Consider the following 24,195-nt stretch of genomic DNA (forward strand, 5'->3'; position numbering starts at 1 on the left):
AGCCGTTCGGGCGCCTGTGGACAACCGGCCGGAGCCGTTCGGACGCCTGTGGAGAACTCGCTCTCGGTCCGGTCAGGACAGCGCGTGGCCCGTGGTCACGTCGACGTGGTCGGGGACCTCCTCGTGCCGGTCGCCGACCGAGAGGGTGCCGGTGGGCTCGAAGAGGAGGACTTCGGCGCGCCCGGGAGCGGACGGCTTGTGATACGTGCCGCGCGGGACGGTGAACACCGAGCCACGGGCCAGGACGACCGTGCGCTCGCCGTCCGGCTCGCGCAGGCCGAGGTGCACCTCGCCCTCGAGGACCAGGAAGAACTCGTCGGTGTCCTCGTGCACGTGCCAGACGTGCTCGCCCTCGAACCTGGCGATCCGGACGTCGTAGTCGTTGACGGTGGTGACGATGCGCGGGCTCCAGCACTCGGTGAAGGAGGCGAGCGCCTTGTCCAGGGAGATCGGTTCGCTGCTCATGCCGTCATCCTCGGGCCGGCCCGCCCGGCGCACGAGTGCTAGGAATCGCATATGCCGCAAGGATCCTCTCAGTCACCCCGCCGGACCGTGCCACCGCACCGGGTCGTCGTGATCGTGGACGCGGGCACCAACCCCTTCGAGGTCGGCGTCGCGACCGAACTGTTCGGACTGCCCAGGCCCGAACTGGGCGACCGGGGCCCGCTGTACACGGTGACGCTGTGCACGCCCACCCCGCGGATCCGGATGAACCACGGCTTCTTCACCCTGACCGGCGTACCCGGCCTGGAGGCGGTGGCAGAGGCCGACACCCTCGTCGTACCGGGCCGCCCCGACAACGTCGTGCCGCGCGGCGCCGACGTCCTGGACGCCATCCGGCGCACGCACGCGCGCGGGGCGCGCATCGTCAGCTTCTGCACCGGCAGTTTCGCCCTCGCCGAGGCCGGACTGCTCGACGGGCGCCGGGCCACCACCCACTGGATGTGGGCGGACACCTTCCGGGACCTGCATCCCACGGTGCTGCTCGAACCGGACGTCCTCTTCGTGGACGAGGGCGACATCCTCACCGCCGCCGGCAGCGCGGCCGCGCTCGACCTCGGGCTGCACCTCTGGCGCCGCGACCACGGCGCCGAGTTCGCCAACGCCGTCTCCCGGCGGCTGGTCTTCGCCTCCCACCGCGACGGCGGCCAACGGCAGTTCGTGGAGCGCCCGGTGCCCGACGTGCCCGACGAGTCGCTCGGTCCGCTGCTGGCCTGGGCGCAGGAGCGGCTGGGTGAGCCGCTGACCGTGGCGGACCTCGCCGCCCGCGCGGCCGTCAGCCCCGCCACCCTCCACCGCCGCTTCCGCGCCCAGCTGGGTACGACCCCGCTGGCGTGGCTCACCGGGGAACGGGTGGCGCTGGCCTGCCGGCTGATCGAGCGGGGCGAGGAGCGCCTGGAGGTCGTCGCGGCGCGCTGCGGCCTCGGTACGGCCGCCAACCTGCGGGCCCGGCTGCGCCGGGAGACGGGGCTGAGCCCGTCGGCGTACCGGAGGAGGTTCGGTCCGGCGGTTCCCGATGAGCACCACCCGCGGGCGCTTCGGCCGACCGGGCCGTGACGATCCGCGCGCGGCGGGGAACGGTACCCCCATGAGACTCCTCGTACACGACCGGCTGCTCGGCATCGGCGACGACTACTGGATCGAGGACGAGCACGGCCGCAAGGTCTTCCTCGTCGACGGCAAGGCCCTGCGCCTGCGGGACACCTTCCAGCTGAAGGACGCCCACGGGCGCGTGCTGATCGACATCCACCAGAAGATGTTCGCGCTGCGCGACACCATGGTGATCGAGCGGGACGGCGAGGGCCTGGCCACGATCAGGCGCAAGCGGCTGTCCCTGCTGCGCCACCACTACCGGGTGTCCCTGGTCGACGGCACCGTGCTGGACGTCAGCGGCAGGATCCTCGACCACGAGTTCGCCATCGAGTACGACGGCGAACTGCTGGCCGTGATCTCCCGCCGCTTCCTGTCCCTCCGGGACACCTACGGTGTCGACATCGTGCGCGAGGACGCGGACCCGGCGCTGCTGATCGCGGTGGCGGTGTGTGTGATCCACCTGGCGCAGAAGGAGCGGGAAGAGGACTGACCGCGGGTCAGCGCTGGTGCCGGGGCGGCTCCAGGCCCATGACGCGGTCCTTCAGCGCCGGGAACTGCTCGCGGGTGGTCGCCACCCTCGCCAGGTCGAAGTCGACGGTGAGGACCTCCTCGTCCGGGCCGGCCTCGGCGAGCACCTCGCCCCACGGATCCACCACGATCGAGTGACCCGCCTGCGGAACTCCCGCGTGGGTCCCGGCCGTTCCACAGGCAAGCACGAACGCCTGGTTCTCCACCGCCCGCGCCCGGGCCAGCAGCGTCCAGTGCGCGCGTCGCCGCTCGGGCCAGCCCGCCGGGAGCACCAGCACCTCGGCGCCGGCGTCGACGAGTCCGCGGAAGAGTTCGGGGAAACGGAGGTCGTAGCAGGTGGCCACGCCGAGCGTGGTCCCGGGCAGCCGGACCGTCACCAGGTCACGCCCGGCGCCCATCAGCACGGCCTCGCCCTTGTCGAAGCCGAAGCGATGGATCTTGCGGTAGGCGGCGGTCAGCTCGCCGGAGGGGGAGAAGATGAGAGAGGTGTTGTAGAGGGGGCCGTCGGGGTCCCGCTCGGGGATGGAACCCGCGTGGAGCCACACGCCCGTGTCACTCGCCGCCTTGGCCATGACCTCGTACGTCGGCCCTTCGAGCGGCTCGGCCTCGCGGCCGAACTCCTCGTAGGCGAAGGCCCCGGTGGTCCACAGCTCGGGCAGGACCACGAGATCGGCCCCGGCCTGCTCCCGGACCAGCGCGGCCACCCGCTGCCGCCGGGTGTCGACCGATTCGTCCTCGTTCACGGCGATCTGGATCAGCGAGGCGCGCACACTACCACCGTCCTGGCAATCGAGTCGTCCAGACAGGCCTACGATCGTCACACGAAAGCACTGCCGGGGTGCCTGCAGGCAGCGTAACTTAGCCTCCCAGACACCCGCCGAAGTGCCGCCGACGCCCGCTGGCAACGCCGCCACAACCTGCCCGTGTACCGACCGCCGAGGGGTCCCGTTCCGTGAGTCTGCATCCCACCCTCCAGCCCTACGCCGACGCCTGGACGCACTCCATCGAAGCGATATCCGAGATGGTCCAGTCGCTCGCGGAGGGCGAGTGGAACCGGCGGACCCCGTGCCCCGGCTGGTCGGTCCGGGACATCGTGTCGCATGTCATCGGCATGGACTGCGAGATGCTCGGCGACCCGCGCCCGATCCACTCCCTGCCCCGTGACCTCTTCCACGTCACGACCGAGCACCAGCGGTACATGGAGATGCAGGTCGACGTCCGCCGCCACCACACGGCGCCGGAGATGACGGCCGAGCTGGAGTACACGGTCATCCGCCGCAACCGCCAGCTGCGCAACGAGTCCCGTGACCCCGGCACCACGGTCCGCGGCCCGCTGGGCACCGAGATCACGGTGGAACAGGCCTACCGCACCCGTGCCTTCGACGTGTGGGTGCACGAGCAGGACCTGCGTACGGCCCTCGGCCGCCCCGGCAACCTGGACTCGCCGGGGGCGTACGTGGTCCGGGACGTCCTCCTGGAGGCACTGCCCAAGGTCGTCGCGAAGGACGCGGACGCGCCGCGCAGTTCGGCCATCGTCTTCGACGTGCACGGCCCGGTGGAGTTCCTGCGCACCATCCGCGTCGACATCCAGGGCCGCGGCACCCTGGAAACCGCCCCGGCCCTCGGCCCCGCCGCCACCCTCACCCTCGACTGGGAGACCTACGTCCGCCTCGCCTGCGGCCGGGTGACGCCGGAGGCGGTGACGGACCGCCTGAAGACCGAGGGCGACCCGGACGTGACGGCGGCCATCCTGCGCCACTTCGCGGTGACGCCGTAGTCCCGGTGAGGGTTGTCGGCCCGTCTGGGGGTGCCCCCTCTGGGGGAGCTTGAGCACGAGGCCCGTTGAGGGCCGAGCGGGGGTCTGGGGGCGGGCAGCCCCCAGTGAGGCCCGCACCGGCACAGGGCACCGTCACGCAGGCACGTGCACCGTCTCCACCCGGCTCGCCACCGACCGCTCACGCTCACGCCGGGCGGCCCGCCCCCGAAGCCGCAGGATCTGGCTGACACCCAGCGCCTGCAGGACGAACACCGCGCTGAACGCCACGGCGTAGTCGTCCCCGGTGGCATCCAGCAGCACCCCCACCGCGAACAACGTCGTCATCGAGGCGACGAACCCGCCCATGTTGGTGATGCCCGACGCCGTCCCCTGCCGCTCGGGCGGGTTGGCCGGCCGCGCGAAGTCGAACCCGAGCATCGAGGCCGGCCCACACGCCCCCAGCACCGCGCACAACACCACCAGCAGCCACATCGGTGCATGCGCACCGGGATACAGCAGCGTCGAAGCCCACAGCAGCGCCGTCGCCCCGACCGTGCCCAGCGCCAGCGGCAGCCGCGCCGCGTGGTGCCGGGCGACGATCTGGCCGTAGACCAGCCCGATCACCATGTTGGACAGCACGACCAGGGTGAGCAGCTCACCGGCCGTCGCCCGGCTCAGCCCCTGCGCCTGCACCAGGAACGGCAGGCCCCACAGCAGCAGGAACACCATCGCCGGGAACTGGGTGGTGAAGTGCACCCACAGCCCGAGGCGCGTGCCCGGCTCCCGCCAGGCCGCCGCGATCTGCCGGCGGACGTAGGCCGCGCCCTGGTGCGGCGCGGGACCGGGCTCGTGCCCCTCGGGGTGGTCCTTCAGGAACAGCAGTGTCAGCACGAGGACGACGACACCCGCGAGCGCGCTGCCGGCGAACGCCGGCGTCCAGCCGACGCCGTGCAGCAGCCGGGCGAGCACCAGCGTGGAGACCAGGTTGCCCGCCATGCCGACCAGCCCCGCGAGCTGCGCGACCAGCGGCCCGCGGCGGGCCGGGAACCAGCGGGTGCCGAGCCGCAGCACACTGATGAAGGTCATCGCGTCCCCGCAGCCCAGCAGGGCGCGGGAGGCGAGCGCGGTGCCGTACGAGGGGGAGAAGGCGAAGCCCAGCTGCCCGGCCGTGAACAGCACGGCGCCGATGCTCAGCACCTTCTTGGTGCCGAGCCGGTCGACCAGCAGGCCGACGGGTATCTGCATGCCGGCGTAGACCAGCAGCTGGAGGATGGAGAACGTCGACAGGGCGGACGCGTTCACATGGAAGCGGTCGGCCGCGTCCAGCCCCGCCACACCCAGTGACGTACGGAAGATGACGGCGACGAAGTAGACGGCGACGCCTATGGACCACACGGCGACGGCGCGTCGGCCGCCCGGAGGGTCACCCGGAAGGGTGACGTTCCGCGCCGGAGCGCTCATCGGACCTCACCCCGCGCGAGGTGCTCGAACCAGGTCACATGGCGGTGCACGAGTCCGACGGCCGCCTCCGCGTCCCCGGCGCGCAGTGCCTGGAGGATCTCCTCGTGCTCGGCGAGCGTCTTGGCGATCCGGTCGGGGTGGGAGTGCATGACGGCGACGCCCATCCGCAGCTGCCGGTCGCGCAACTGGTCGTAGAGCCGGGACAGGATCTCGTTGCCGCCACTGCGCACGATCTCGGCGTGGAAGCAGCGGTCGGTGACCGCGGCCGCGGCCAGGTCACCGGCGGCGGCCTGCTCCTTCTGCAGCTCCAGCAGCTCGCTCAGCCGCTCGAGCAGACCGGGCGGGGCGGGTACGGCCTTGCGGGCGGCGTGCTCCTCGACCAGCTGGCGGGTCTCCACCACGTCCGCGATCTCCTGCGCCGAGACCGGCAGGACCAGCGCGCCCTTCTTCGGGTAGAGCCGGATCAGGCCCTCGACCTCCAGCCGCAGCAGCGCCTCGCGCACGGGCGTGCGGGAGACACCCACGGCCTCGGCCAGCTCACCCTCGGTGAGCAGGGTGCCGCCCTCGTAGCGACGGTCGAGAACGCCCTGCTTGACGTGGGCGTACACGCGGTCGGCGGCGGGCGGCGGCTTGGGGTCTCGGCGGGCGGGCTGCTGTACGGCCGTCTTCATGCCCACAGGATAGATACAACACGTACGCATGGGGCAGCGCCGTCCAGCATCCGGACGTGACGCAACTCCCACCCGGCGGCCGCACAACCTTCTGTGCTACTTACGTGTCTCACACGTGCGGCCCTCTGCTCTTGCCAGCACAATTCGGCCGCATCCAGGGGCATTTACGACAATCGGGGTACATCACTTTGATTACCGGCATTAAAGGCACGCGCAGCCCGCGCATCCGCAGAGCCGCCGCCGTCGCCGTCACCTCCGGCGCGCTGCTCGCCACCGGTGCCCTCACCGCGGCGCCCGCTCAGGCGGTCACGACGCCCTCGATCGTGGCCAAGGGCGGCTACGTGATGAACAACGCGAGCGGTACGACGCTCTACACCAAGGCGGCGGACACCCAGCGCTCCACCGGCTCCACCACCAAGATCATGACCGCCAAGGTCGTGCTCGCGCAGTCGAACCTCAACCTCGACAAGCAGGTGACGATCCAGAAGGCGTACAGCGACTACGTCGTCCAGAACAACGCCTCCCAGGCGCACCTGATCGTCGGCGACAAGGTCACCGTCCGCCAGCTGCTGTACGGCCTGATGCTGCCGTCCGGCTGTGACGCCGCCTACGCGCTCGCCGACACCTACGGCTCCGGCTCCACCCGCGCCGCCCGCGTCAGCAGCTTCATCGGCAAGATGAACACCGCCGCCAAGAACCTGGGTCTGAAGAACACCCACTTCGACTCCTTCGACGGCATCGGCAACGGCAACAACTACTCGACGCCGCGCGACCTGACGAAAATCGCCAGCAGCGCGATGCAGAACTCCACGTTCCGCGCGATCGTCAAGACGAAGTCGTACACCGCGAAGACGATCACCAAGACGGGCAGCACCCGCACGATGGCCCCCTGGACCAACACCAACGGGCTCCTCAGCAGCTACAGCGGCACCATCGGTGTGAAGACGGGCTCCGGCCCGGAGGCCGGCTACTGCCTGGTCTTCGCCGCCACCCGCAACGGCAAGACGGTCATCGGCACCGTCCTCGCCTCCACCTCCATCCCGCAGCGTGAGTCGGACGCGAAGAAGCTCCTGGACTACGGCTTCGCCAAGCTCGGCTGACGCACCACCGGACAGCGGAACGGGCCCGCCGCCCGCAAGCGGCGGGCCCGTGTGCTGTCCGGGCCCAGGTCGCGGCGGCGCTCCGGACCGCACCAGCCGCGGCACCTGCCGGATCAGCCCGCCGGCCCGCGATACGACGGTCCCGGGTGGCAGGGGCGACGTCGGCGCGCTCACCGGCACAGGGCATGGTGGTCGAACGCCGCCCGCCGCCGACCGGTCGAGGCGCAAAAGTCGTTTGTGCGTACGGTTTCCCGCCGTCTACCGTCGCCCCATCGGCGTGTAGCTCAGCAGCAGAGCACCGGGCTCCTAACCCGGAGGGCGCAGGGGCGGAACCTGCCACGTCGGCCAGGAACGACGACGTGTAGCTCAGCAGCAGAGCACCGGGCTGTGGTCCCGGAGGGCGCGGGGGCGGGACCCGCCACGTCGGCTATGAACGACGACGCTGAGCAGCAGCACCTCGCACAGGCGAACCCCGGGTACGCGGCCGGTCAGCTGGCCGCCGCGTTCCGTACGGCCGCCGCACACCCGGACCCGGAGACCCGCCGACGCGGCGAGGAACGCGGCCGCAGGTGGCGTGCCGTCCTGGACGGGATGGCGGACGGACTGCTGAAGATCGGTTCCCGCACGCCCGTCGCCGGGCTGCCCGCGTGGGTCACGCCGGAGGTCCTCCGGGGCGGCTTCGCCACCGGCGAGCCGAGCGCGGGCGGCGCCTTGCTCGACTTCGAGGTCGCGACCGCGCGCCGGGCCGGTGTGCCCGAGGAGCGTCGGGCGCTGTTCGGTCACTTCCTGTCCGAGGACGGGCTCGCCCGTCTCCACGACCTGCTCGACAGCGGTCGTTACGAGGTGACCGTCCCCGAGGAGGCCGCCCTGCTCACCGTGGCCTGGCTGGTCCGGGCCGGGGAGCCGGACGCCGCCCTGGATCTGGTCGAGGAGCTGGCGCCGTTCGCCGACCGGCTGCGGTTCAGCCCGCGGCCGGCCGAGCGGCCCGCGCCCCGGCCCGACGCCGTACACCGCTCCACCGTCGGCGACGCCTCCGCGGCGCTCGCGCGCCGACGTCCCAGCACGGCCGTCGAGACCCAGCGCGAGGCCCTGGCCGTCTGGCAGCCCTTCGGCGACGAACTGCTGCTGCACTGGCTGGAGGTGACGGACGAGGAGGGACACGTCCGTGTCCCCGGCCCCGCCGACGACCGCGCCTGGCACGTCCGCTCCGCCGAACTGCTGCGCCGTTACCGCGACCTGGCCCGGCGCCACACCCACTGCACCAAGCACCTCAGGCCCAAGGAGAACCTGGGCATCCTGCGCGGCGCGCTGGAGGAGGCGGTTGCCGGACGGGACCTGGAACCGCGGCGGCTCGGACTGCTGCGGCACGCCGTCGCCTCCATGGTCCGGCGGCGAGGCCGGCCCGGCTCCGCGACGCACACCGCGCTGCGCCGGGATCAGGCTGCCCAGGCCGCGCTGCCCTCGCACCACGCGCTGGCCGGCGTGGTGCTGGCGCGGCTCTCCGCCCTGCCGCAGGACGGCGGGGTGACCGAGACCGCGCCGGTCGTCGCGCCGGTGAGCGCAAAGGAGGCCGACGAGAGCGGGGTGCCCGCGGGCGCGGCGATCCCGCCCGCAGTACGCCGGCCCGTCGAGGCGGCACTCAGCGCATCCGTCGGCACGCTCGTGGAGCGCGGCGTCGTCCCTTCGGCGGAGGTCCTGGCCGAGCTGGTCCCCCAGCTCGTCGCCGCCGCCACCGCCGCGGCCCACCCCGAGCCGGCCCTGCGCTCACTGGCCGCCGCGAACTACCGCGCGTTCCGCAACCGCCGCTCCCTGCTGCTGTTCAACCTCCAGCGGCAGGTGCGGGTGGAGGAGCTGCCGTGGGTGCGTGCCGTCGCCGCCCACCGCGTCGACGCGGGGGCGGAGGAGGTGGCGGCCGGCGTGCTGCGGGAGCTGGGCGGGCTCGCGGTACGCGCCTTCCCCGGCACGATCCTGCCCAACCCGCTGATCCGCGAACTGTCCGTACTGGCCCGGCAGGCCGAGCTGGGGGCGCCCTTCGTCGAGGAACTCGCGGCGGACATCTTCATGGGCACGTTCACCCCGAAGTTCCTGACGGCCGCCCGTGTCGCGGCCGAACTCCTCGGCGGCGGCTCGCTCTACGAGCGGTACTACGCCATCGACTACCGGGCGGTGCGCAACCTCGCCGTCGTCGAGGCGGGGGACGCGGCACTCCGGTCCCACGGTGTGCGTACATCGCCCGGGTTCGCCGCGCTGTGCCGGCAGCGGGCCGCCGAATTCGCGCCGGGCACAGACGCGGGCACGTCCGGCTCCTGGGTCGCCGGGAACGGCACGGTGATCGAGCAGGCGCAGATCCTCACCACCCACAACCTGGCCACCCTTGTCCACGGGGTCGGCATCCAGCCCGGCGCCGGCTGGGACGAGGCGGCGTTGCGCTGCTTCGACACCGTGTGCCTGCTGACCGGGCGCGTGCACCGCAACCCGCGGCCGCTCGGCACCATCAAGGACGTCGCCTACGCCTGGCGCCAGATGGTGTTCCACCTGTCGCTGTGCGCGCCGCAGGAACAGCGGCGCGTCCTGGACCTCATGACCGAGGAAACCGCCCGTCGCCCCTGGCACATCGCCGGCCGTCTCGCTCCGGCCCTCACCGGGCTCCGCCAGGTCATGGACGGCGCCCCGGCGGACGCCGGCGCGGGCCGTCGTCTGCTGGGCTGGAGCACCGGGGGCCACTGGTTCCGTGCGGACCCCGGCCCGTCTGCAAGAGGAACTGCCGTGCTACGACGTTGAGTTCCCCTGTCTGGTCTTTTCAGCAAACTTCACCCTCAATCGTGAACATCACCTTTGCAGCTGGCATATTCGAATTCCTCCGCTCTACGTTCCGCAGCGGAGGTGGTTCACATGAGCGAACCCAGCAAGCGACCCGACTCGCCCGCACGGCACGAGGCGATCGACATCAGCGACTTCGTGTACGCGGCCACAGGCGCCCGCGTGCGCCGGCTGACCATGCCGGACGGGAGCCATTGGTTTCCGGCGGTGGATGTGTGCAAGGAACTCGGGCACACGAACCCGCAAAAGGCACTCTCCGACCATGTGCCGGCCGGCCATCGAGAGTCGCTCGAGACCCTAACTGGAGGTTACGGTCTCAGCGTTCCCGCAGGTAGGGAATGGCGCCGAGACTTGAATGTCATTTCCCTCCAAGGTCTCATCCTCCTCGTCAACGCATGCACAAAACCCACCTGCGCCCCCTTCAAACAATGGGTCGCCGAGGTGATCGAGACAGTTCAGCGAGACGGTTCCTACACCCTGGAGGAAGCCGAGGTTCAGCCCGCCGGACCGGGCGCCCCGATCGCCTACGCCATGCCCGAGCAGGTGGCCGAGGCCATCGTCCGCCTGGAGGCTCACAACCTCCAGCTGGACGAGGAGTTGGCGAAGGGGCAGCGCACATCGATCGAGCTGCAGCAGGAAACGCTGGGCGTGCAACGGGAATCACTGACCCTGCAGCGGGAGATGCTGGCCACGCAGAAGGCCACCCTCGCCGTGCAGCAGGCCATGGTCCGGGCGATGGAACGGATCGCGGACCGGCTCGACGCCCTCGTGCTGGACCGCCGGAGGCCTGTCGAAGGGCTCAGGGCCCTGCCCACCACGGAAACCGTACTGGCCGACTGGCGGCAACGCCTCTCCGTGACAGAGGACGTGTGGACCGTGGCTGTGGTCATCGCCCCTGTCCTCGTCGAACAGGGCGAGCTGCGCGAGCCGCCGGCATCCATCGCGGCGCGTACGGGCCTCTCGGTGCACCGCGTCGACGAATGTCTGCGGCTGCTGCACAAGCACGCCTGCATCCGCTCCCGAGGCGGAGCCGAGGACGGGGCGCCGGTGTACGTGCTGAACCGGTCCTGAACGAACCCGAAACAGAGGGGGCGGCCGCAAGAAGAAGTTGCGGCCGACCCCTCAGGCTTTCCAACGCTACCGGTCCCGGACCGTCACGCCCAGGTGATCAGCCTCTTCGGCTGCTCCAGAATCGCCGCCACGTCCGCCAGTACCTTCGAGCCCAGCTCCCCGTCGACCAGGCGGTGGTCGAAGCTCAGCGCCAGGGTCGTCACCTGACGCGGCTTGACCTTGCCCTTGTGGACCCACGGCTGTAGCTTGATCGCGCCGACCGCCAGGATCGCCGACTCGCCGGGGTTGAGGATCGGCGTGCCCGTGTCGACGCCGAAGACGCCGACATTGGTGATCGTCACCGTGCCGCCCTGCATGGCCGCGGGGGTGGTCTTGCCCTCCCTCGCCGTCGACACCAGCTCGCCGAGCGCAGCGGCCAGCTGCGGGAGCGTCTTGTCGTGCGCGTCCTTGATGTTCGGCACAATCAGACCGCGCGGAGTGGCCGCGGCGATGCCCAGGTTGACGTAGTGCTTCTGCACGATCTCCTGGTTGGCCTCGTCCCAGGAGGCGTTGATCTCCGGGTTGCGCCTGATGGCGACCAGCAGGGCCTTGGCGATGAGGAGCAGCGGGTTGACCCGCAGGCCCTGCATCTCCTTGTCCTGCTTCAGCTCCTCGACCAGCTTCATCGTGCGGGTCACGTCGACCGTCACGAACTCGGTGACATGCGGCGCCGTGAACGCCGAGCCGACCATCGCCGCCGCCGTGGCCTTGCGGACGCCCTTGACCGGGATACGGGTCTCGCGCGTGCCGTCGTAGGACGCGACCGGGGCCGGCGTCACCGGAGCCGCAGCGACCGCGGCCGGGGCCGGCTCGGCCGGCTTCGGCGTGGCCGCCGCGTGGACGTCGTCGCGGGTGATGACGCCGTCCGGGCCGGACGGGGTGATCGTGGCCAGGTCGACGCCGAGGTCCTTGGCCAGCTTGCGCACCGGCGGCTTGGCCAGCGGGCGGGGCTTCTCGGCGACCGTGCCGTGACCATGGCCGTTCAGCTCGGTCTGGATCGCCTGGGCCGGCGCCGGGACGGTGACCTCGGGGCCCTTGCGGGGGCGGCGCTTGGTGGAGGACGTCGACACGCCGTAGCCGACCAGGACCGGCTGGCGGGCCTGCGGCTTGGCCTCGGGCTCCGGCTCCTCGGGTGCCGCCTCGGGCTGCTCGGCCGGGGCCTCGGCGGGTGCCGCGCCGGCCACCTCCACCGCGATGATGGACGTGCCCACGTCGACCGTGGTGCCCTCGGGGAAGTGGAGTTCGCGGACCACGCCGTCGTAGGGGATGGGCAGTTCGACGGCCGCCTTGGCGGTCTCGACCTCGCACACCACCTGGCCGTCGGTGACCGTGTCACCCGGCTGGACGTACCACTTGAGGATCTCGGCCTCGGTGAGTCCCTCGCCGACGTCCGGCATCTTGAACTCGCGTACGGACGCTTGCGTCATCGTCGTCACGACCCTCTCCTCAGTACGCCAGCGAGCGGTCGACGGCGTCGAGCACGCGGTCCAGGTCCGGCAGGTACTCCTCCTCCAGGCGGGCCGGCGGGTAGGGGGCGTGGTAGCCGCCGACCCGGAGCACGGGGGCTTCGAGGTGGTAGAAGCAGCGCTCGGTGATCCTCGCGGCGATCTCCGCGCCGGAGCCGAAGAACACCGGTGCCTCGTGGACCACGACCAGACGGCGGGTCTTCTCCACCGAGGCCTGGATGGCGTCGAAGTCCAGCGGGGAGACCGACCGGAGGTCCAGGACCTCCAGGTTCTTGCCCTCCTCGGCCGCGGCCGCCGCGACCTCCTGGCACAGCTTCACCATCGGGCCGTAGGCCGCCAGGGTGAGGTCGGTGCCCTCGCGGACGACCTGGGCCCTGTGCAGCGGGGCGGGGATCGCCTCGACGTCCACCTCGGCCTTGTCCCAGTAGCGCCGCTTCGGCTCGAAGTAGATCACCGGGTCGTCGCTCTGGATGGCCTGCTGCATCATCCAGTACGCGTCGGAGGCGTTGGAGGGGCTGACGATCTTCAGGCCCGCCACGTGCGCGAACAGGGCCTCGGGGGACTCCGAGTGGTGCTCGACCGCGCCGATGCCGCCGCCGTAGGGGATGCGGACGACGACCGGCATCTTGACCTTGCCCAGCGAGCGCGCGTGCATCTTCGCGAGCTGGGTGACGATCTGGTCGTAGGCCGGGAAGACGAAGCCGTCGAACTGGATCTCCACCACCGGGCGGTAGCCGCGCAGGGCGAGACCGATCGCGGTGCCGACGATGCCGGACTCCGCCAGCGGGGTGTCGATGACGCGGCTCTCGCCGAAGTCCTTCTGAAGGCCGTCCGTCACCCGGAACACGCCGCCGAGCTTGCCGACGTCCTCGCCCATGACCAGGACCTTGGGGTCCTCCTCCAGGGCGCGGCGCAGCGACTCGTTGATGGCCTTCGCCATCGCCATCTTCTCGGCCATCTCAGCGACCCCCTTCAGCGTCCGCGAACGACGCCTGGTAGGCGGCGAACTGCGCTCGTTCCTCGTCGACGAGCGCGTGCCCGTCCGCGTACACGTTCTCGAAGATGGCGAAGTGGTCCGGGTCGGGCATGGCACGGACCGCTTCGCGCACTCGTTTGCCCAACGCTTCGGACTCGGTCTCGAGTTCCGCGAAGAATCCCTCGTCCGCGTGGTTTGAGGCCTCCAGGTACCGGCGAAGGCGCAGGATCGGGTCCTTGGCCTCCCAGGCGAGGCGCTCGTCGTCGCCGCGGTAGCGGGTGGGGTCGTCGGAGGTGGTGTGGGCGCCCATGCGGTAGGTGTAGGCCTCGACCAGGGTCGGGCCCTCGCCGTTGCGGGCGCGCTCCAGGGCCCACTTGGTGACCGCGAGGCAGGCCAGCACGTCGTTGCCGTCCACGCGTACGCCCGGGAAGCCGAAGCCCTGCGCGCGCTGGTAGAGCGGAACGCGGGTCTGCTTCTCGGTGGGCTCGGAGATCGCCCACTGGTTGTTCTGGCAGAAGAACACGACGGGGGCGTTGTAGACCGCGGAGAAGGTGAACGATTCGGCGACGTCGCCCTGGCTGCTCGCGCCGTCACCGAAATAGGCGATGACCGCGCTGTCGGCGCCGTCCTTGGACACGCCCATGGCGTAGCCGGTGGCGTGCAGCGTCTGGGAGCCGATGACGATCGTGTACAGGTGGAAGTTGTTGCTGTTGGGGTCCCAGCCGCCGTTGTTCACGCCGCGGAACATGCCGAGCAGGTTGGTCGGGTCGACGTCGCGGCACCAGGCGACGCCGTGCTCCCGGTAGGTCGGGAAGACGTAGTCGTCGTCGCGCAGCGCGCGGCCGGAGCCGATCTGGGCGGCCTCCTGGCCGAGCAGGGAGGCCCACAGGCCCAGCTCGCCCTGGCGCTGCAGGGCGGTGGCCTCGGCGTCGAAGCGGCGGGTGAGCACCATGTCGCGGTACAGGCCGCGCAGGTCTTCGGGGGTGATGCCGGCGACGTAGGCGTCGTACTCGGCGTTCTTGACCCGCTTGCCCTCGGGCGTCAGCAGCTGTACGAGCTCCGGTTCGGTGTTCTTCTTCGCGCGCGTGGCGCGCCCGGCGGTGCTGCGGGTGCCGGTCTTGGTGCCGGTGGTGCCGGCCTTGCCTGCGGCGCTGCGTCGCGGCTGGCGCGCGGCACTGCTGTCCACGGTCACGTGTGCTCCTCCGTCGTTCCGGCCCCCGGGGTTGCCGGTAGGCCAGTGCGGCTCACCTGTTTCGACCACCGGGCACGGGGTGGGTGCCACTCGGCCGGGAACAGGCGTGACAGGTGCCCCGGCGAGCGCCCTGCAACCATCACGTTACCCAGTGCTCCACATTTCTGTGAAACCCCACCTGACCTGCGTTTTTGCTTGGATTTCCAAGTAAATCGAGGAGGTGGTCAAGCGTGCTGGTCACAGCCTTGCGGAAGGCCGGAGCACCCGCACGTTATCCCGCTGACCCAGGTGACGGGAAGAGTTTGTTTGCAAGACCGGCCTCGTGCGCGCGGCCGTAAATTCCGCCTAAGGAGATCACGAGTTCCCGAAGATTTCGCGACAGGTCCTTCTCAGCGCGGGCGCAGCGGTCCGGCGACCCGTTCCGCCTCGGAGCGCGGCGTGGGCCTGAGCTGCTCGGTGAAGGCGTGCACGTACGGCCACATGACCGGCTCGCGCGCGTGGACGGCCGGAGTCTGTGCCCACACCACGCCGTTGCGGTCGATCCACTGCGGCCAGTGGAAGGCGGCACCCGCGGCCACGTCGGCGCCCAGGCGCGCGACCAGGCCGTCGGGCACCCGGGCGACCCGGGGCGGCGGGGGACGCCAGTCGGGCAGCGGGCCGCGGAAGCCGACCCCGTGGCGCCGGCGCAGCAGCCAGACCTCGATCCCGGCCGTGATCGTCACGCCCACCGGACCGGCGTACAGGGCCACCCAGTAGGCGGGCAGCGGCCGGGAGCCCGGGTACGCCTGGACCGCGTCGACCAGGACGAAGTGCGCGATCGCCGTGAGCCACACCAGCGGAACACCGGCCAGCGGCCGGACCAGGGGATGGCCGCCGGTACCGAAGCTGTTGCGGTGGATCAGGAAGAGCACGGAGCCGAAGAAGACCAGGAGCCAGGGCCCGACGAACACCCCCAGGAGCACCCCGGTCACACCGTTCGGCAGATAGTCGTAGCGGCGGCTCATCCAGTACAGGAAGAGAGCGCAGAAAGCGGCCGTGACCAGCGCGGTCAGCAGCGGGCGGAGACACAGTCGCAGTACGCACGCGCGCGTGCCGGGACGGGCCAGGGCGACGAGCAGTGCGCAGGCCAGGAGCAGCGCCACCGGGCCCGTGCCGAGCATCAGCAGCGCGTCGGTGAAACCCTGCTCGACGGGTTCGAGCAGGCCGTTGCCGGTGAACAGACCGACGACGAAGGCGAGTACGCCGAGGCAGAGAAGGGTCCGGGGCAGCAGGAGCCGTTCGATGAGCGGGTCGGCAGCCTGCTCGGCCAGCGCGGACACCACCGGCCGCCCGTACGGCCCGAGGCCGCCCGCGCCCGGACCGGCGAGGCCGAGGGCGTCGCCCGCGCTGAACCGGAACATCCGGAAGGGCCCGTAGATCCGCCGGGCCAGCCGCCAGGGCAGCAGCACGTCCAGGGCCCACGCACCGGCACCGCTCAGCCCCGCGGACGCGGCAGGGACGCGGTACGGCGGCCGGTCATAGGCGTCGCTCGCGCTCATGGCGGCTCTCGCTCCCCCGAGGACGGCTTCATGATCGGAACGCGATCATCCTGGCAGGAACACCGCCAACAGCCAACGTCGGGACCCGAGTTGATATGGCGTCGAAGGTCTGCCGGATCGAGGGGAACGTGCGTCCCGGACCGTCGCGTGACCGAAAGCGACCGACGACGACTGCCTGTGACACCGCCCAGCTCACAGCCGCTTTGCGTGCCCTAACATCTGCGGCGTGCCGCGCTCATGTGTACCACCCCCTGTGCCCCAAGCGCCCCCTCTGGGCGCCTTGCTGCGCCTGTACGCCGCCGGTACCGCCCTCACCTGCGAGCCCGTCGACCAGGGCCTGCTGAACCGCGGTTACCGGCTGTGCACCACCCGCGGCCGCTACTTCCTCAAGCACCACTTCGACCCCGACACCGCCGACCCGGCCGCCATCGAACGCCGGCACCGCGCCACCCAGCGCCTGGCCGACCTCGGCGTCCCCGTCGCCGTACCGCTCGCGCACCGCGAGGGCCGTACGGTCGCCGTCGTCGGCGGCCACGCCTACGCCCTGCACCCCTGGATCGACGGCAGGCACCGGCACGGCGGACAGCTCACGCCCGGGGAGAGCGCGCGCCTCGGGGCGCTGCTGGGCGCCGTGCACGCCTGCCTGGAGCGCGTAATGCCACCCAAGGGGCGCACGCGCCCGGCCACGAGCCCTCACCCCGTGGAGAGCGCCGACCCCGCCGACACCTTCGCGCTCATCGACGACCTGCTCGCCCATGTGCGCCGGCACCGGCCCGCCGACGCCTTCGACGAGCTGGCCCGGCACCGGCTGCTGGAACGCCGGGCGCTCCTGGAGCAGCACGCGGACCGGCGCCCGCCGCGCGGCGGCTCGGTGGGCTGGGTGCACGGCGACTTCCACCCGTTCAACGTGCTCTACAAGGACGACGCCCCGGCGGCCATCGTCGACTGGGACCGGCTCGGCGTGCAGCCCCGCGCCGAGGAGGCCGTACGCGCCGCGGCGATCTTCTTCGTACGCCCCGTCGGCGCCCTGGACCTGCCGAAGGTACGCGCGTACGCGCGCGCGTACCGGCGCGCGGCCGACGCCACGCCCTCCGAGCTGGCGGCGGCCGTGCGCCGGGTGTGGTGGGAGCGGCTGAACGACTTCTGGATGCTGCGCTGGCACTACGAACGCGGTGACACGCGCGCGGACTGCCAGTTCCCGGCCGCGTCCGCGCTCGTGGTGTGGTGGACCCGTGAGTACGACGCGGTGTGCGCCGCGTTCACGGAGTGACAGCGCCCGCGCTGCCCGTACGTGCTCGAGGGACGGCGTGAAGGCCGATGCCGGGGTCCGTCAGCCGGTGGTGCCGCCGGGGTCGAGGCCGCCGTCCGCCGTGGTGCCCGCGTTCGTGCCGCCGTTCGCCGCGGTGCCCGCGTTCGTGCCGCCGGTGTTCGTGCCCCCGGTGTTCGTACCCCCGGTGTTCGTGCCCCCGGTGTTCGTACCGCCGTTCGTCGTGCCACCGGTCGTCGTGCCACCGGTCGTGCTGCCCGAGGACTGCGACGGCGAGGTCGACGGGTCCGACGGCTGGTCCGTCGGGCTCGTGCTCTGCGACTGCGAGGTCTGCGGGTCCGACGGGGTGTAGTCGGACCCGCCCGAGGTCGATCCCGAGCCGTTGTCGGTTGTCGTGTCCGAGGGCTGGTCCGTGGTGCTGTCCGACGGGGTCGGTGAATTCGAGTCGTCCTTGGTGCTCTGGGAGTGCGCCGTCGGCGGTGTGGTGTGGGTCCCCGTACCGCTGCCACCGGTGTTGTGCTTCAGCGCGAACGCGACGCCCGCCGCGATGGCGATGACCGCGAGGACGGCGAGGATCCACAGCTTGCCACGGCCGCTGCCCCTGTTGCCGTGGCCCTCGAAACCGCCGTCGTCGCCTCCGTAGCGCTGCGGCAGGATCGGCTGGGGGATCTGCGCGGTCCCGGCGCCGAAGTCGCCCGGGTGCTGCATCGCGGTCGTCCCCGTGAAGCCGCCCGGCGGGGTGTGCCGGCCGTCGTGCGGCGCCACCGGGCCGGTGTTCCACGTGCCGGTGTGCCCGCCCTGCTCGTAGAGCATCTGCAGGCCGTACTGGACCAGGCCGCGCATCTCCTCGGCCGTCTGGAACCGGTCGTCCGGCTCCTTGGCGAGCGAACGCATGACCAGGCCGTCCAGCTCCGGCGGGCATCCGTCGGCGACCTCCGAGGGCGGGGTCGGGATGTCCTGGACGTGCTGGTAGACCACCGACAGCGGGGTCTCGCCGGTGAACGGCGGCCGCAGGGCGAGCAGTTCGTAGAGCAGGCAGCCGGTCGCGTACAGGTCGGAGCGGTGGTCCACGGCCTTGCCGAGCGCCTGTTCCGGGGACAGGTACTGCGGCGTGCCCATGACCATGCCGGTCTGTGTCATCGTTGTCGACGCGCCGTGCAGGGCGCGCGCGATGCCGAAGTCCATCACCTTGACGGCGCCGCTGTTCGTGATGATCACGTTGGCGGGCTTGATGTCGCGGTGCACGATGCCGTGCTGGTGCGAGTAGGCGAGCGCGTCCAGCACCCCGGAGACGATGATCAGGGCCTGCTCGGGGCCCGGCGCCTCGGCGTTCAGCAGCAGGTCGCGGATGGTGCGGCCCTCGACCAGCTCCATCACGATGTACGGCACGGACTGGCCGCCGACGAAGTCCTCGCCGGAGTCGTACACGGCGACGATCGCGTGGTGGTTCAGACCGGCGACGGACTGCGCCTCGCGCGTGAAGCGGGCCTTGGAGACCGGGTCCTCCGCCAGGTCCGCGCGGAGCAGCTTCACCGCGACGGTACGGCCCAGCCGGACGTCCTCGGCCGCGAACACCTCGGCCATGCCGCCCCGGCCCAGCCGGTGCGTCAGCCGGTACCGGCCGTCGCCGACGAGCCCGCCGTTGCCCCACATCTCCGGCGCGTCCGACATACCGCCGCCACTCGCCTCGGGGTCGGACGGGCCCTGGGCGCGCTGCGTCTGGTCCATCAGTCCTCGCCGTCGTTTCTGCCCGCGGTGCGCGCGGTGTTGTCACGGTCTCCGTCGGCCACGCTACAGCCTCGGCATGAGCCACCGGTCCGGAACCGGAACCCGTACCGGCCGAAGCCTGACCGGCCATGAAACCTGTAGCACGCGCTGTCGTGCAAATTCTGTGGACCGGTCGTACGCCCCCTGTAACGCTTGCGCGACGCTTCTTGCGCGTACGGTCACGGAACGGGCACCGAGCTTGACGTGTCAGTGCCCTGGGGCAGACTTGGCCGGGAATGACACATTCGATCAAGGCCCGTGCGATGAGCGAAGGCGCCGGACGGCCAATGGGGGACACGGAGAGATGAGCCAGGACGGCGCACACGGCCGGTACTCGGGGCAGTCGCTGGCCGGCGGCCGCTACCAGCTGCGCGACTTGCTCGGCGAGGGCGGCATGGCCTCGGTGCACCTGGCGTACGACGCCGTGCTCGACCGCCAGGTCGCGATCAAGACGCTCCACACGGAACTCGGCCGGGAACAGGCGTTCCGCGAGCGCTTTCGCCGCGAGGCCCAGGCCGTGGCCAAGCTCACGCACACCAACATCGTGTCGGTCTTCGACACCGGCGAGGACGACCTGGGCGGTCTGACGACGCCCTACATCGTCATGGAGTACGTCGAGGGCCGCCCGCTGGGCTCGGCCCTCGAGGAGGACATCCGGCAGTACGGCGCGATGCCCGCCGACAAGGCGCTGAAGGTCACCGCGGACGTGCTGGCCGCCCTGGAGATCAGCCACGAGATGGGGCTGGTCCACCGCGACATCAAGCCGGGCAACGTGATGGTGACCAAGCGCGGTGTGGTCAAGGTCATGGACTTCGGCATCGCCCGCGCCATGCAGTCCGGTGTGACGTCGATGACGCAGACCGGCATGGTCGTCGGCACCCCGCAGTACCTCTCGCCCGAGCAGGCCCTCGGCCGTGGCGTGGACGCCCGTTCCGATCTGTACTCGGTCGGCATCATGCTGTTCCAGCTGGTCACCGGGCGGCTGCCGTTCGACGCGGACTCCCCGCTGGCGATCGCGTACGCGCATGTGCAGGAGGAGCCGGTCGCGCCCTCCTCGATCAACCGCTCGCTGCCGCCCGCGGTGGACGCGCTGGTCGCCCGCGCGCTGAAGAAGAACCCGAACGAGCGTTTCCCGAGCGCCGAGGCCATGCGCGACGAGTGCCTGCGCGTCGTCGCCTCCTTCCAGGCGGCCGCGCCCAGCATCGTGCCCGGCACCGGGCCGACGCAGAGCGGCGCCGGCGTCGGCTCCGCGGTGTTCCCGCCGGTCGACCGGACCGCCCAGCCGGCCCCCGGGCCGGTCCAGACGCCGTACCAGCCGGGCCCGTACGGCGCCCCGCAGACGCCCGCCCCGGCCTACGGCTATCCGCAGCAAGGGCAGCAGGGCGGCTATCAGACGCCGCCTCCCACGGGCGGCTACGGCCCGCAGGCCGCGTCGACCCCGCCGCCGTACACGATCTCGCCGCAGACGGCCCCGCAGCCGTCCGCTCCGGGCTCCGGCGGGGGCAAGAGCAACAAGCCGGTGATCATCGGCTCGGTCGCGGTGTCGGCCATCGCGGTCATCGGCCTGGTGGTCGCGATGACGCTGAACAACGGCGGCGGTGACGACAAGGGCGGGGGCGGCGGCGCGAGCACCTCGGCGTCCGCGTCCACCTCCCACTCGGCGGGCTACCGCGGGCCGGACCGGACCCGTGTGATCGACAAGTCCAAGTGCACCGATCCGACCGAGTCCTGGAACGACTCGAGCAAGATCGAGCTGCCCGACTTCCGGTACAAGGACATCAACTCGGTGAAGGCGTGCTTCCAGGCCGCGCACTGGCAGTACTCGATCAAGTCCGTGAACGACAACACCTGGGGCGACGGCACCGTGCTGGACCAGTTCCCCTCCGCGGACACGGAGGTCGACCCGAAGAACCCGGGCACGATCGAGCTGAGCGTCTCGAACGGCAATCCCGCCTGAAACACCGTGCGGACCGAAGGAGTTGACGCCTCCTCACCGCTCCGACGGTGCGCCCCGACCGGAATGCCGGTACTGACAGGCTTCCCGGACAAGGCCGGGCCCGGCACTTTCCGTGCCGGGCCCGGTCGTTTCAGGTACGCCGCTACGGGTACAGGTACGGCGCTCGCTACAGGTACGGCCCGCCGGAGCGGCCCGCGGCACGCTGGTCGTCGCCGCCCTCATGGCCGGACACGCCCGGCGGGAGCGCCCGGCGCATCTGCTCCAGCTGGGCCCGCGCGGCCATCTGCTGGGCGAACAGCGTTGTCTGGATCCCGTGGAAGAGGCCTTCCAGCCAGCCCACCAACTGTGCCTGGGCGATGCGCAGTTCCGCGTCGCTGGGCGTGACGTCGTCGGTGAACGGCAGGGAGAGCCGCTCGAGTTCCTCCACCAGCTCCGGCGCGAGGCCGTCCTCCAGCTCCTTCACCGAGCTGGCGTGGATCTCCTTCAGCCGCACCCGGCTCGCCTCGTCCAGAGGAGCCGCGCGCACCTCCTCCAGGAGCTGCTTGATCATGCTGCCGATCCGCATGACCTTCGCGGGCTGCTCGACCTGCTCCGTCACCGGAATCTCGCGGGAGTCGTCGTCCCCGTTGCCACCGCCGAGCGCCATCCCGTCCTGGCCCACGACGAGGATCTGCGGATTCTCCGGCGACCGTTCGTTCCTCGGCATCTCCATGCCGCCATTCTCTCGCACCCGTACACCTCATCACCGTGGTGCCCCCTCACGAGGCTGATCCACCGTTTAGACCCGACGGCCCCCTCTGAAATGCCCTCTTTGTCCATGAATGTGAGGCTTATTTCTGTCGGTCATCCATCGATCACGACATCGGGCTCCGGGAGGTCACCGACGTGACTCCATGGCTGCGCATCACGCCCCGCCACATACGGCTGCTGCTCGCCCTCGCGGTGACCCTGCCCGCGTACGGCACCGTCGCCGCGCCTGTCACGCCCGCGTACTCCGCCGAGCCCGCCCCGAGCGCTTCCCCCCGCCCCGCGCCCGGAGAGGCGGGCCGCACGACGCACCCCGGTCGTCCGGAACACGCCGGCAGTCACGGCCATGGTCACGGACATGGACACCGACACGACGACTTCCCTGCGGCCGACCCCTCCCCCATACCGCTGCCCATACCGCCAAGGCCTCCCATACCCCCCATACCCCCGCTCCCTCCCATGCCCTCCGATTCCGCTTCTGCCTCGTACCGTCCGGCGGCCGTCGAGCCGACCCGTGCGGGCAGCCGGGCCGGCGAGGGGCGGATGCGGCCGGGCCGACCGGACGGCCCTGCGGCCGAGGTGGAGGGCGACGACGACCCCGTGCCGACGCAGGCTCCCGGCACCGGCCGCGCGGAGGAGCCGGAGATCGCGGACCTCCCCACCGCGACACCGCCGACCTCGACCGTCCCCGGCGAGACCGGTCTCGGCCACCCCCCGGCCCCGGCCCAGAACCCCGCCCGACCGGGCTCGAACGCCTCCGATCCGGTCCTGCAGATCCTCCCCCTGGGCAGCGGCCTGATCCTCATGGGCCTGGGCCTGGCCCTGGCCCTCCTGGGCCTCAGACTCCGCAGAAACTGACCCGCCCGCCGCCCGCCTCCGCGCGACCGCGGCACACCGGACGACGCCAGGTGCCGGCAACCGCGCCACCGGACGCCATCCCGGCGTAGCTGCGGGCAGTCGTGCCACCTGGGGCGGCACGGGTGGGCGCAGCGGCACCTGCCGACGCCGACGAGCGACTCCACCCCCGGCCAGCACCAGCACCGGTACTCGTGCAGCACCGGGCACCCCGGACAGCCAAAACCTCACCGCACGGGGCCCCGCTCCAGCCCCCCCCCCGGCGCTACGACGTCACCACGCTACGACGTCACCAGCAGCACCTTCCCCACGTGCCCACTGGCCTCCACCACCCGATGCCCCTCGGCCGCCTCCGCCATCGGCACCTCCCGATCCACCACCGGCCGCACATGCCCCCCGGCCAGCAACGGCCACACATGCTCCTGCACAGCCGCCACGATCGCCGCCTTCTCACTCAGCGGACGCGCCCGCAGCGAGGTCGCGCTGATCGCGGCCCGCTTGCTCAGCAACGTGCCGATGTTCAGCTCCCCCTTCACCCCACCCTGCATGCCGATGATCGCGAGCCGCCCGCTCACGGCGAGTGCCTGGACATTGCGGTCGAGATACTTCGCACCCATGTTGTCGAGGATGACGTCAGCCCCCGCACCCCCGGTGGCCTGCTTGATCTCGGCGACGAAGTCCTGCTCGCGGTAGTTGATGAGGATGTCCGCGCCCAGCTCGGCACACCGCTCCAGCTTCTCCTTCGTGCCGGCCGTCACCGCGACCTTCGCCCCGACGGCCTTGGCGAGCTGAATCGCCATGGTGCCGATGCCGCTGGACCCGCCGTGCACGAGCAACGTCTCACCGGGCCGCAGATGGGCGACCATGAACACGTTGGACCAGACCGTGCAGACGACCTCGGGCAGCGCGGCCGCCTGCTTGAGGTCGACCCCCTCGGGCACCGGCAGCAACTGCCCGGCCGGTACGGCGACCTTCTCCGCGTAACCGCCACCCGCCAGCAGCGCGCACACCTCGTCGCCGACGGCCCAGCCGGACACCCCGGGTCCGAGCGCGGCGATCCTGCCGGAGCACTCCAGGCCGGGGTAGGGGGAAGCACCCGGCGGGGGATTGTAGAAGCCCTGCCGCTGCAGGATGTCGGCACGGTTGACGGCGCTGGCCACCACCTCGACCAGCACCTCGCCCTCGCCGGGCGCCGGATCGGGGGCCTCTGCCCACACCAGCGCCTCGGGACCACCAGGTTCGGGAATCGTGATCGCATGCATGCCCGCGACGCTACTCCCCGCGAATGGCGTCTCCGGGTCAGACCCGCTCACTCGGGGAGGCCCGGAACGCCGCGTCGGTCGCCGGCCGGGACCGGGTATCCGGGGCGACCTGGGCGACCTGGCCCGGAC

Annotated in this window: 20 protein-coding genes and 2 tRNA genes; 11 read left to right on the forward strand and 11 right to left on the reverse strand. The window is 71.5% G+C overall.

The window, feature by feature from the left end; genetic code table 11:
• Window positions 1–72: 72 nt before the first annotated feature.
• Window positions 73–465, reverse strand: coding sequence for a cupin domain-containing protein (locus ACFYZB_RS25140; RefSeq protein ID WP_388762555.1), 393 nt, complete (start codon window positions 463–465; stop codon window positions 73–75).
• Between the two features lie 51 nt (window positions 466–516).
• Here ACFYZB_RS25140 and ACFYZB_RS25145 point away from each other — a divergent pair, with 51 nt between their 5' ends.
• Together ACFYZB_RS25145 and ACFYZB_RS25150 are read left to right on the forward strand one after the other, a co-directional pair.
• On the forward strand, window positions 517–1,557 hold the full coding sequence (locus ACFYZB_RS25145) for a GlxA family transcriptional regulator (protein WP_388762558.1): 1,041 nt from the start codon (window positions 517–519) through the stop codon (window positions 1,555–1,557).
• A gap of 31 nt (window positions 1,558–1,588) precedes the next feature.
• Window positions 1,589–2,083, forward strand: a complete 495-nt coding sequence (locus ACFYZB_RS25150) for an LURP-one-related family protein (protein WP_351213147.1) — start codon at window positions 1,589–1,591, stop codon at window positions 2,081–2,083.
• Between the two features lie 7 nt (window positions 2,084–2,090).
• Here ACFYZB_RS25150 and ACFYZB_RS25155 read toward each other — a convergent pair whose 3' ends face one another.
• A complete protein-coding gene (locus tag ACFYZB_RS25155) occupies window positions 2,091–2,891 on the reverse strand; it encodes a carbon-nitrogen family hydrolase (RefSeq protein ID WP_388762562.1) in 801 nt (266 codons plus the stop codon).
• Window positions 2,892–3,073: 182 nt separating this feature from the next.
• Here ACFYZB_RS25155 and ACFYZB_RS25160 point away from each other — a divergent pair, with 182 nt between their 5' ends.
• Entirely contained in the window at window positions 3,074–3,898 is an 825-nt protein-coding gene (locus ACFYZB_RS25160) for a maleylpyruvate isomerase family mycothiol-dependent enzyme (RefSeq protein WP_388762565.1), read from the forward strand.
• A 132-nt stretch (window positions 3,899–4,030) separates the two neighbouring features.
• Here the strand turns inward: ACFYZB_RS25160 and ACFYZB_RS25165 are convergent, their stop codons facing one another.
• Window positions 4,031–5,338 (reverse strand): nitrate/nitrite transporter, encoded by a 1,308-nt coding sequence (locus ACFYZB_RS25165; RefSeq protein ID WP_388762567.1) that lies wholly within the window; start codon window positions 5,336–5,338, stop codon window positions 4,031–4,033.
• The gene (locus tag ACFYZB_RS25170) at window positions 5,335–6,009 is read right to left on the reverse strand and encodes a GntR family transcriptional regulator (RefSeq protein WP_351213155.1); all 675 of its coding nucleotides are present in this window, start codon (window positions 6,007–6,009) and stop codon (window positions 5,335–5,337) included. Before ACFYZB_RS25170 ends, ACFYZB_RS25165 begins: the two co-directional genes overlap by 4 nt.
• Window positions 6,010–6,197: 188 nt before the next feature.
• Here ACFYZB_RS25170 and ACFYZB_RS25175 point away from each other — a divergent pair, with 188 nt between their 5' ends.
• From ACFYZB_RS25175 to ACFYZB_RS25195, 5 genes are all read left to right on the forward strand, one after another.
• A complete protein-coding gene (locus ACFYZB_RS25175) occupies window positions 6,198–7,109 on the forward strand; it encodes a D-alanyl-D-alanine carboxypeptidase family protein (protein WP_388762572.1) in 912 nt (303 codons plus the stop codon).
• Window positions 7,110–7,382: 273 nt separating this feature from the next.
• Window positions 7,383–7,457, forward strand: a tRNA-Arg gene (locus ACFYZB_RS25180).
• A 7-nt stretch (window positions 7,458–7,464) separates the two neighbouring features.
• Window positions 7,465–7,536: transfer RNA gene (locus tag ACFYZB_RS25185), tRNA-His, on the forward strand.
• Between the two features lie 2 nt (window positions 7,537–7,538).
• Window positions 7,539–9,890: a hypothetical protein gene (locus ACFYZB_RS25190; protein WP_388762574.1), complete on the forward strand. Its 2,352-nt coding sequence runs from the start codon at window positions 7,539–7,541 to the stop codon at window positions 9,888–9,890.
• A 111-nt stretch (window positions 9,891–10,001) separates the two neighbouring features.
• Complete coding sequence (locus tag ACFYZB_RS25195; RefSeq protein ID WP_388762577.1) at window positions 10,002–11,000, forward strand: Bro-N domain-containing protein; 999 nt, start codon at window positions 10,002–10,004, stop codon at window positions 10,998–11,000.
• Window positions 11,001–11,083: 83 nt separating this feature from the next.
• Here ACFYZB_RS25195 and ACFYZB_RS25200 read toward each other — a convergent pair whose 3' ends face one another.
• The 4 genes from ACFYZB_RS25200 to ACFYZB_RS25215 form a co-directional block, all read right to left on the reverse strand.
• A complete protein-coding gene (locus tag ACFYZB_RS25200; protein ID WP_388762580.1) occupies window positions 11,084–12,475 on the reverse strand; it encodes a dihydrolipoamide acetyltransferase family protein in 1,392 nt (463 codons plus the stop codon).
• A 10-nt stretch (window positions 12,476–12,485) separates the two neighbouring features.
• Complete coding sequence (locus ACFYZB_RS25205; RefSeq protein WP_351213165.1) at window positions 12,486–13,463, reverse strand: alpha-ketoacid dehydrogenase subunit beta; 978 nt, start codon at window positions 13,461–13,463, stop codon at window positions 12,486–12,488.
• A gap of 1 nt (window position 13,464) precedes the next feature.
• The gene (pdhA, locus tag ACFYZB_RS25210; protein ID WP_388762584.1) at window positions 13,465–14,673 is read right to left on the reverse strand and encodes a pyruvate dehydrogenase (acetyl-transferring) E1 component subunit alpha; all 1,209 of its coding nucleotides are present in this window, start codon (window positions 14,671–14,673) and stop codon (window positions 13,465–13,467) included.
• Window positions 14,674–15,062: 389 nt separating this feature from the next.
• Window positions 15,063–16,211: a hypothetical protein gene (locus tag ACFYZB_RS25215; RefSeq protein WP_388762587.1), complete on the reverse strand. Its 1,149-nt coding sequence runs from the start codon at window positions 16,209–16,211 to the stop codon at window positions 15,063–15,065.
• 253 nt (window positions 16,212–16,464) lie between these two features.
• Here ACFYZB_RS25215 and ACFYZB_RS25220 point away from each other — a divergent pair, with 253 nt between their 5' ends.
• On the forward strand, window positions 16,465–17,481 hold the full coding sequence (locus ACFYZB_RS25220) for a phosphotransferase (RefSeq protein WP_388762590.1): 1,017 nt from the start codon (window positions 16,465–16,467) through the stop codon (window positions 17,479–17,481).
• Window positions 17,482–17,541: 60 nt separating this feature from the next.
• Here the strand turns inward: ACFYZB_RS25220 and ACFYZB_RS25225 are convergent, their stop codons facing one another.
• Window positions 17,542–19,206 (reverse strand): protein kinase, encoded by a 1,665-nt coding sequence (locus tag ACFYZB_RS25225; RefSeq protein ID WP_388762593.1) that lies wholly within the window; start codon window positions 19,204–19,206, stop codon window positions 17,542–17,544.
• 343 nt (window positions 19,207–19,549) lie between these two features.
• On the opposite strand from ACFYZB_RS25225, the gene ACFYZB_RS25230 reads away from it, so the two are divergent.
• Window positions 19,550–21,202: a protein kinase gene (locus tag ACFYZB_RS25230; RefSeq protein ID WP_388762596.1), complete on the forward strand. Its 1,653-nt coding sequence runs from the start codon at window positions 19,550–19,552 to the stop codon at window positions 21,200–21,202.
• A 166-nt stretch (window positions 21,203–21,368) separates the two neighbouring features.
• Here ACFYZB_RS25230 and ACFYZB_RS25235 read toward each other — a convergent pair whose 3' ends face one another.
• Window positions 21,369–21,914 (reverse strand): bacterial proteasome activator family protein, encoded by a 546-nt coding sequence (locus ACFYZB_RS25235; protein ID WP_351213177.1) that lies wholly within the window; start codon window positions 21,912–21,914, stop codon window positions 21,369–21,371.
• Between the two features lie 494 nt (window positions 21,915–22,408).
• Between ACFYZB_RS25235 and ACFYZB_RS25240 the strand changes: the two genes are divergently transcribed.
• Window positions 22,409–22,807: a hypothetical protein gene (locus ACFYZB_RS25240; protein ID WP_388762599.1), complete on the forward strand. Its 399-nt coding sequence runs from the start codon at window positions 22,409–22,411 to the stop codon at window positions 22,805–22,807.
• A 278-nt stretch (window positions 22,808–23,085) separates the two neighbouring features.
• Here ACFYZB_RS25240 and ACFYZB_RS25245 read toward each other — a convergent pair whose 3' ends face one another.
• Window positions 23,086–24,066 (reverse strand): NAD(P)H-quinone oxidoreductase, encoded by a 981-nt coding sequence (locus ACFYZB_RS25245; protein WP_351213181.1) that lies wholly within the window; start codon window positions 24,064–24,066, stop codon window positions 23,086–23,088.
• Window positions 24,067–24,195: the final 129 nt, after the last annotated feature.

The organism is Streptomyces sp. NPDC001852 (assembly GCF_042891825.1).
Lineage (GTDB): Bacteria > Actinomycetota > Actinomycetes > Streptomycetales > Streptomycetaceae > Streptomyces.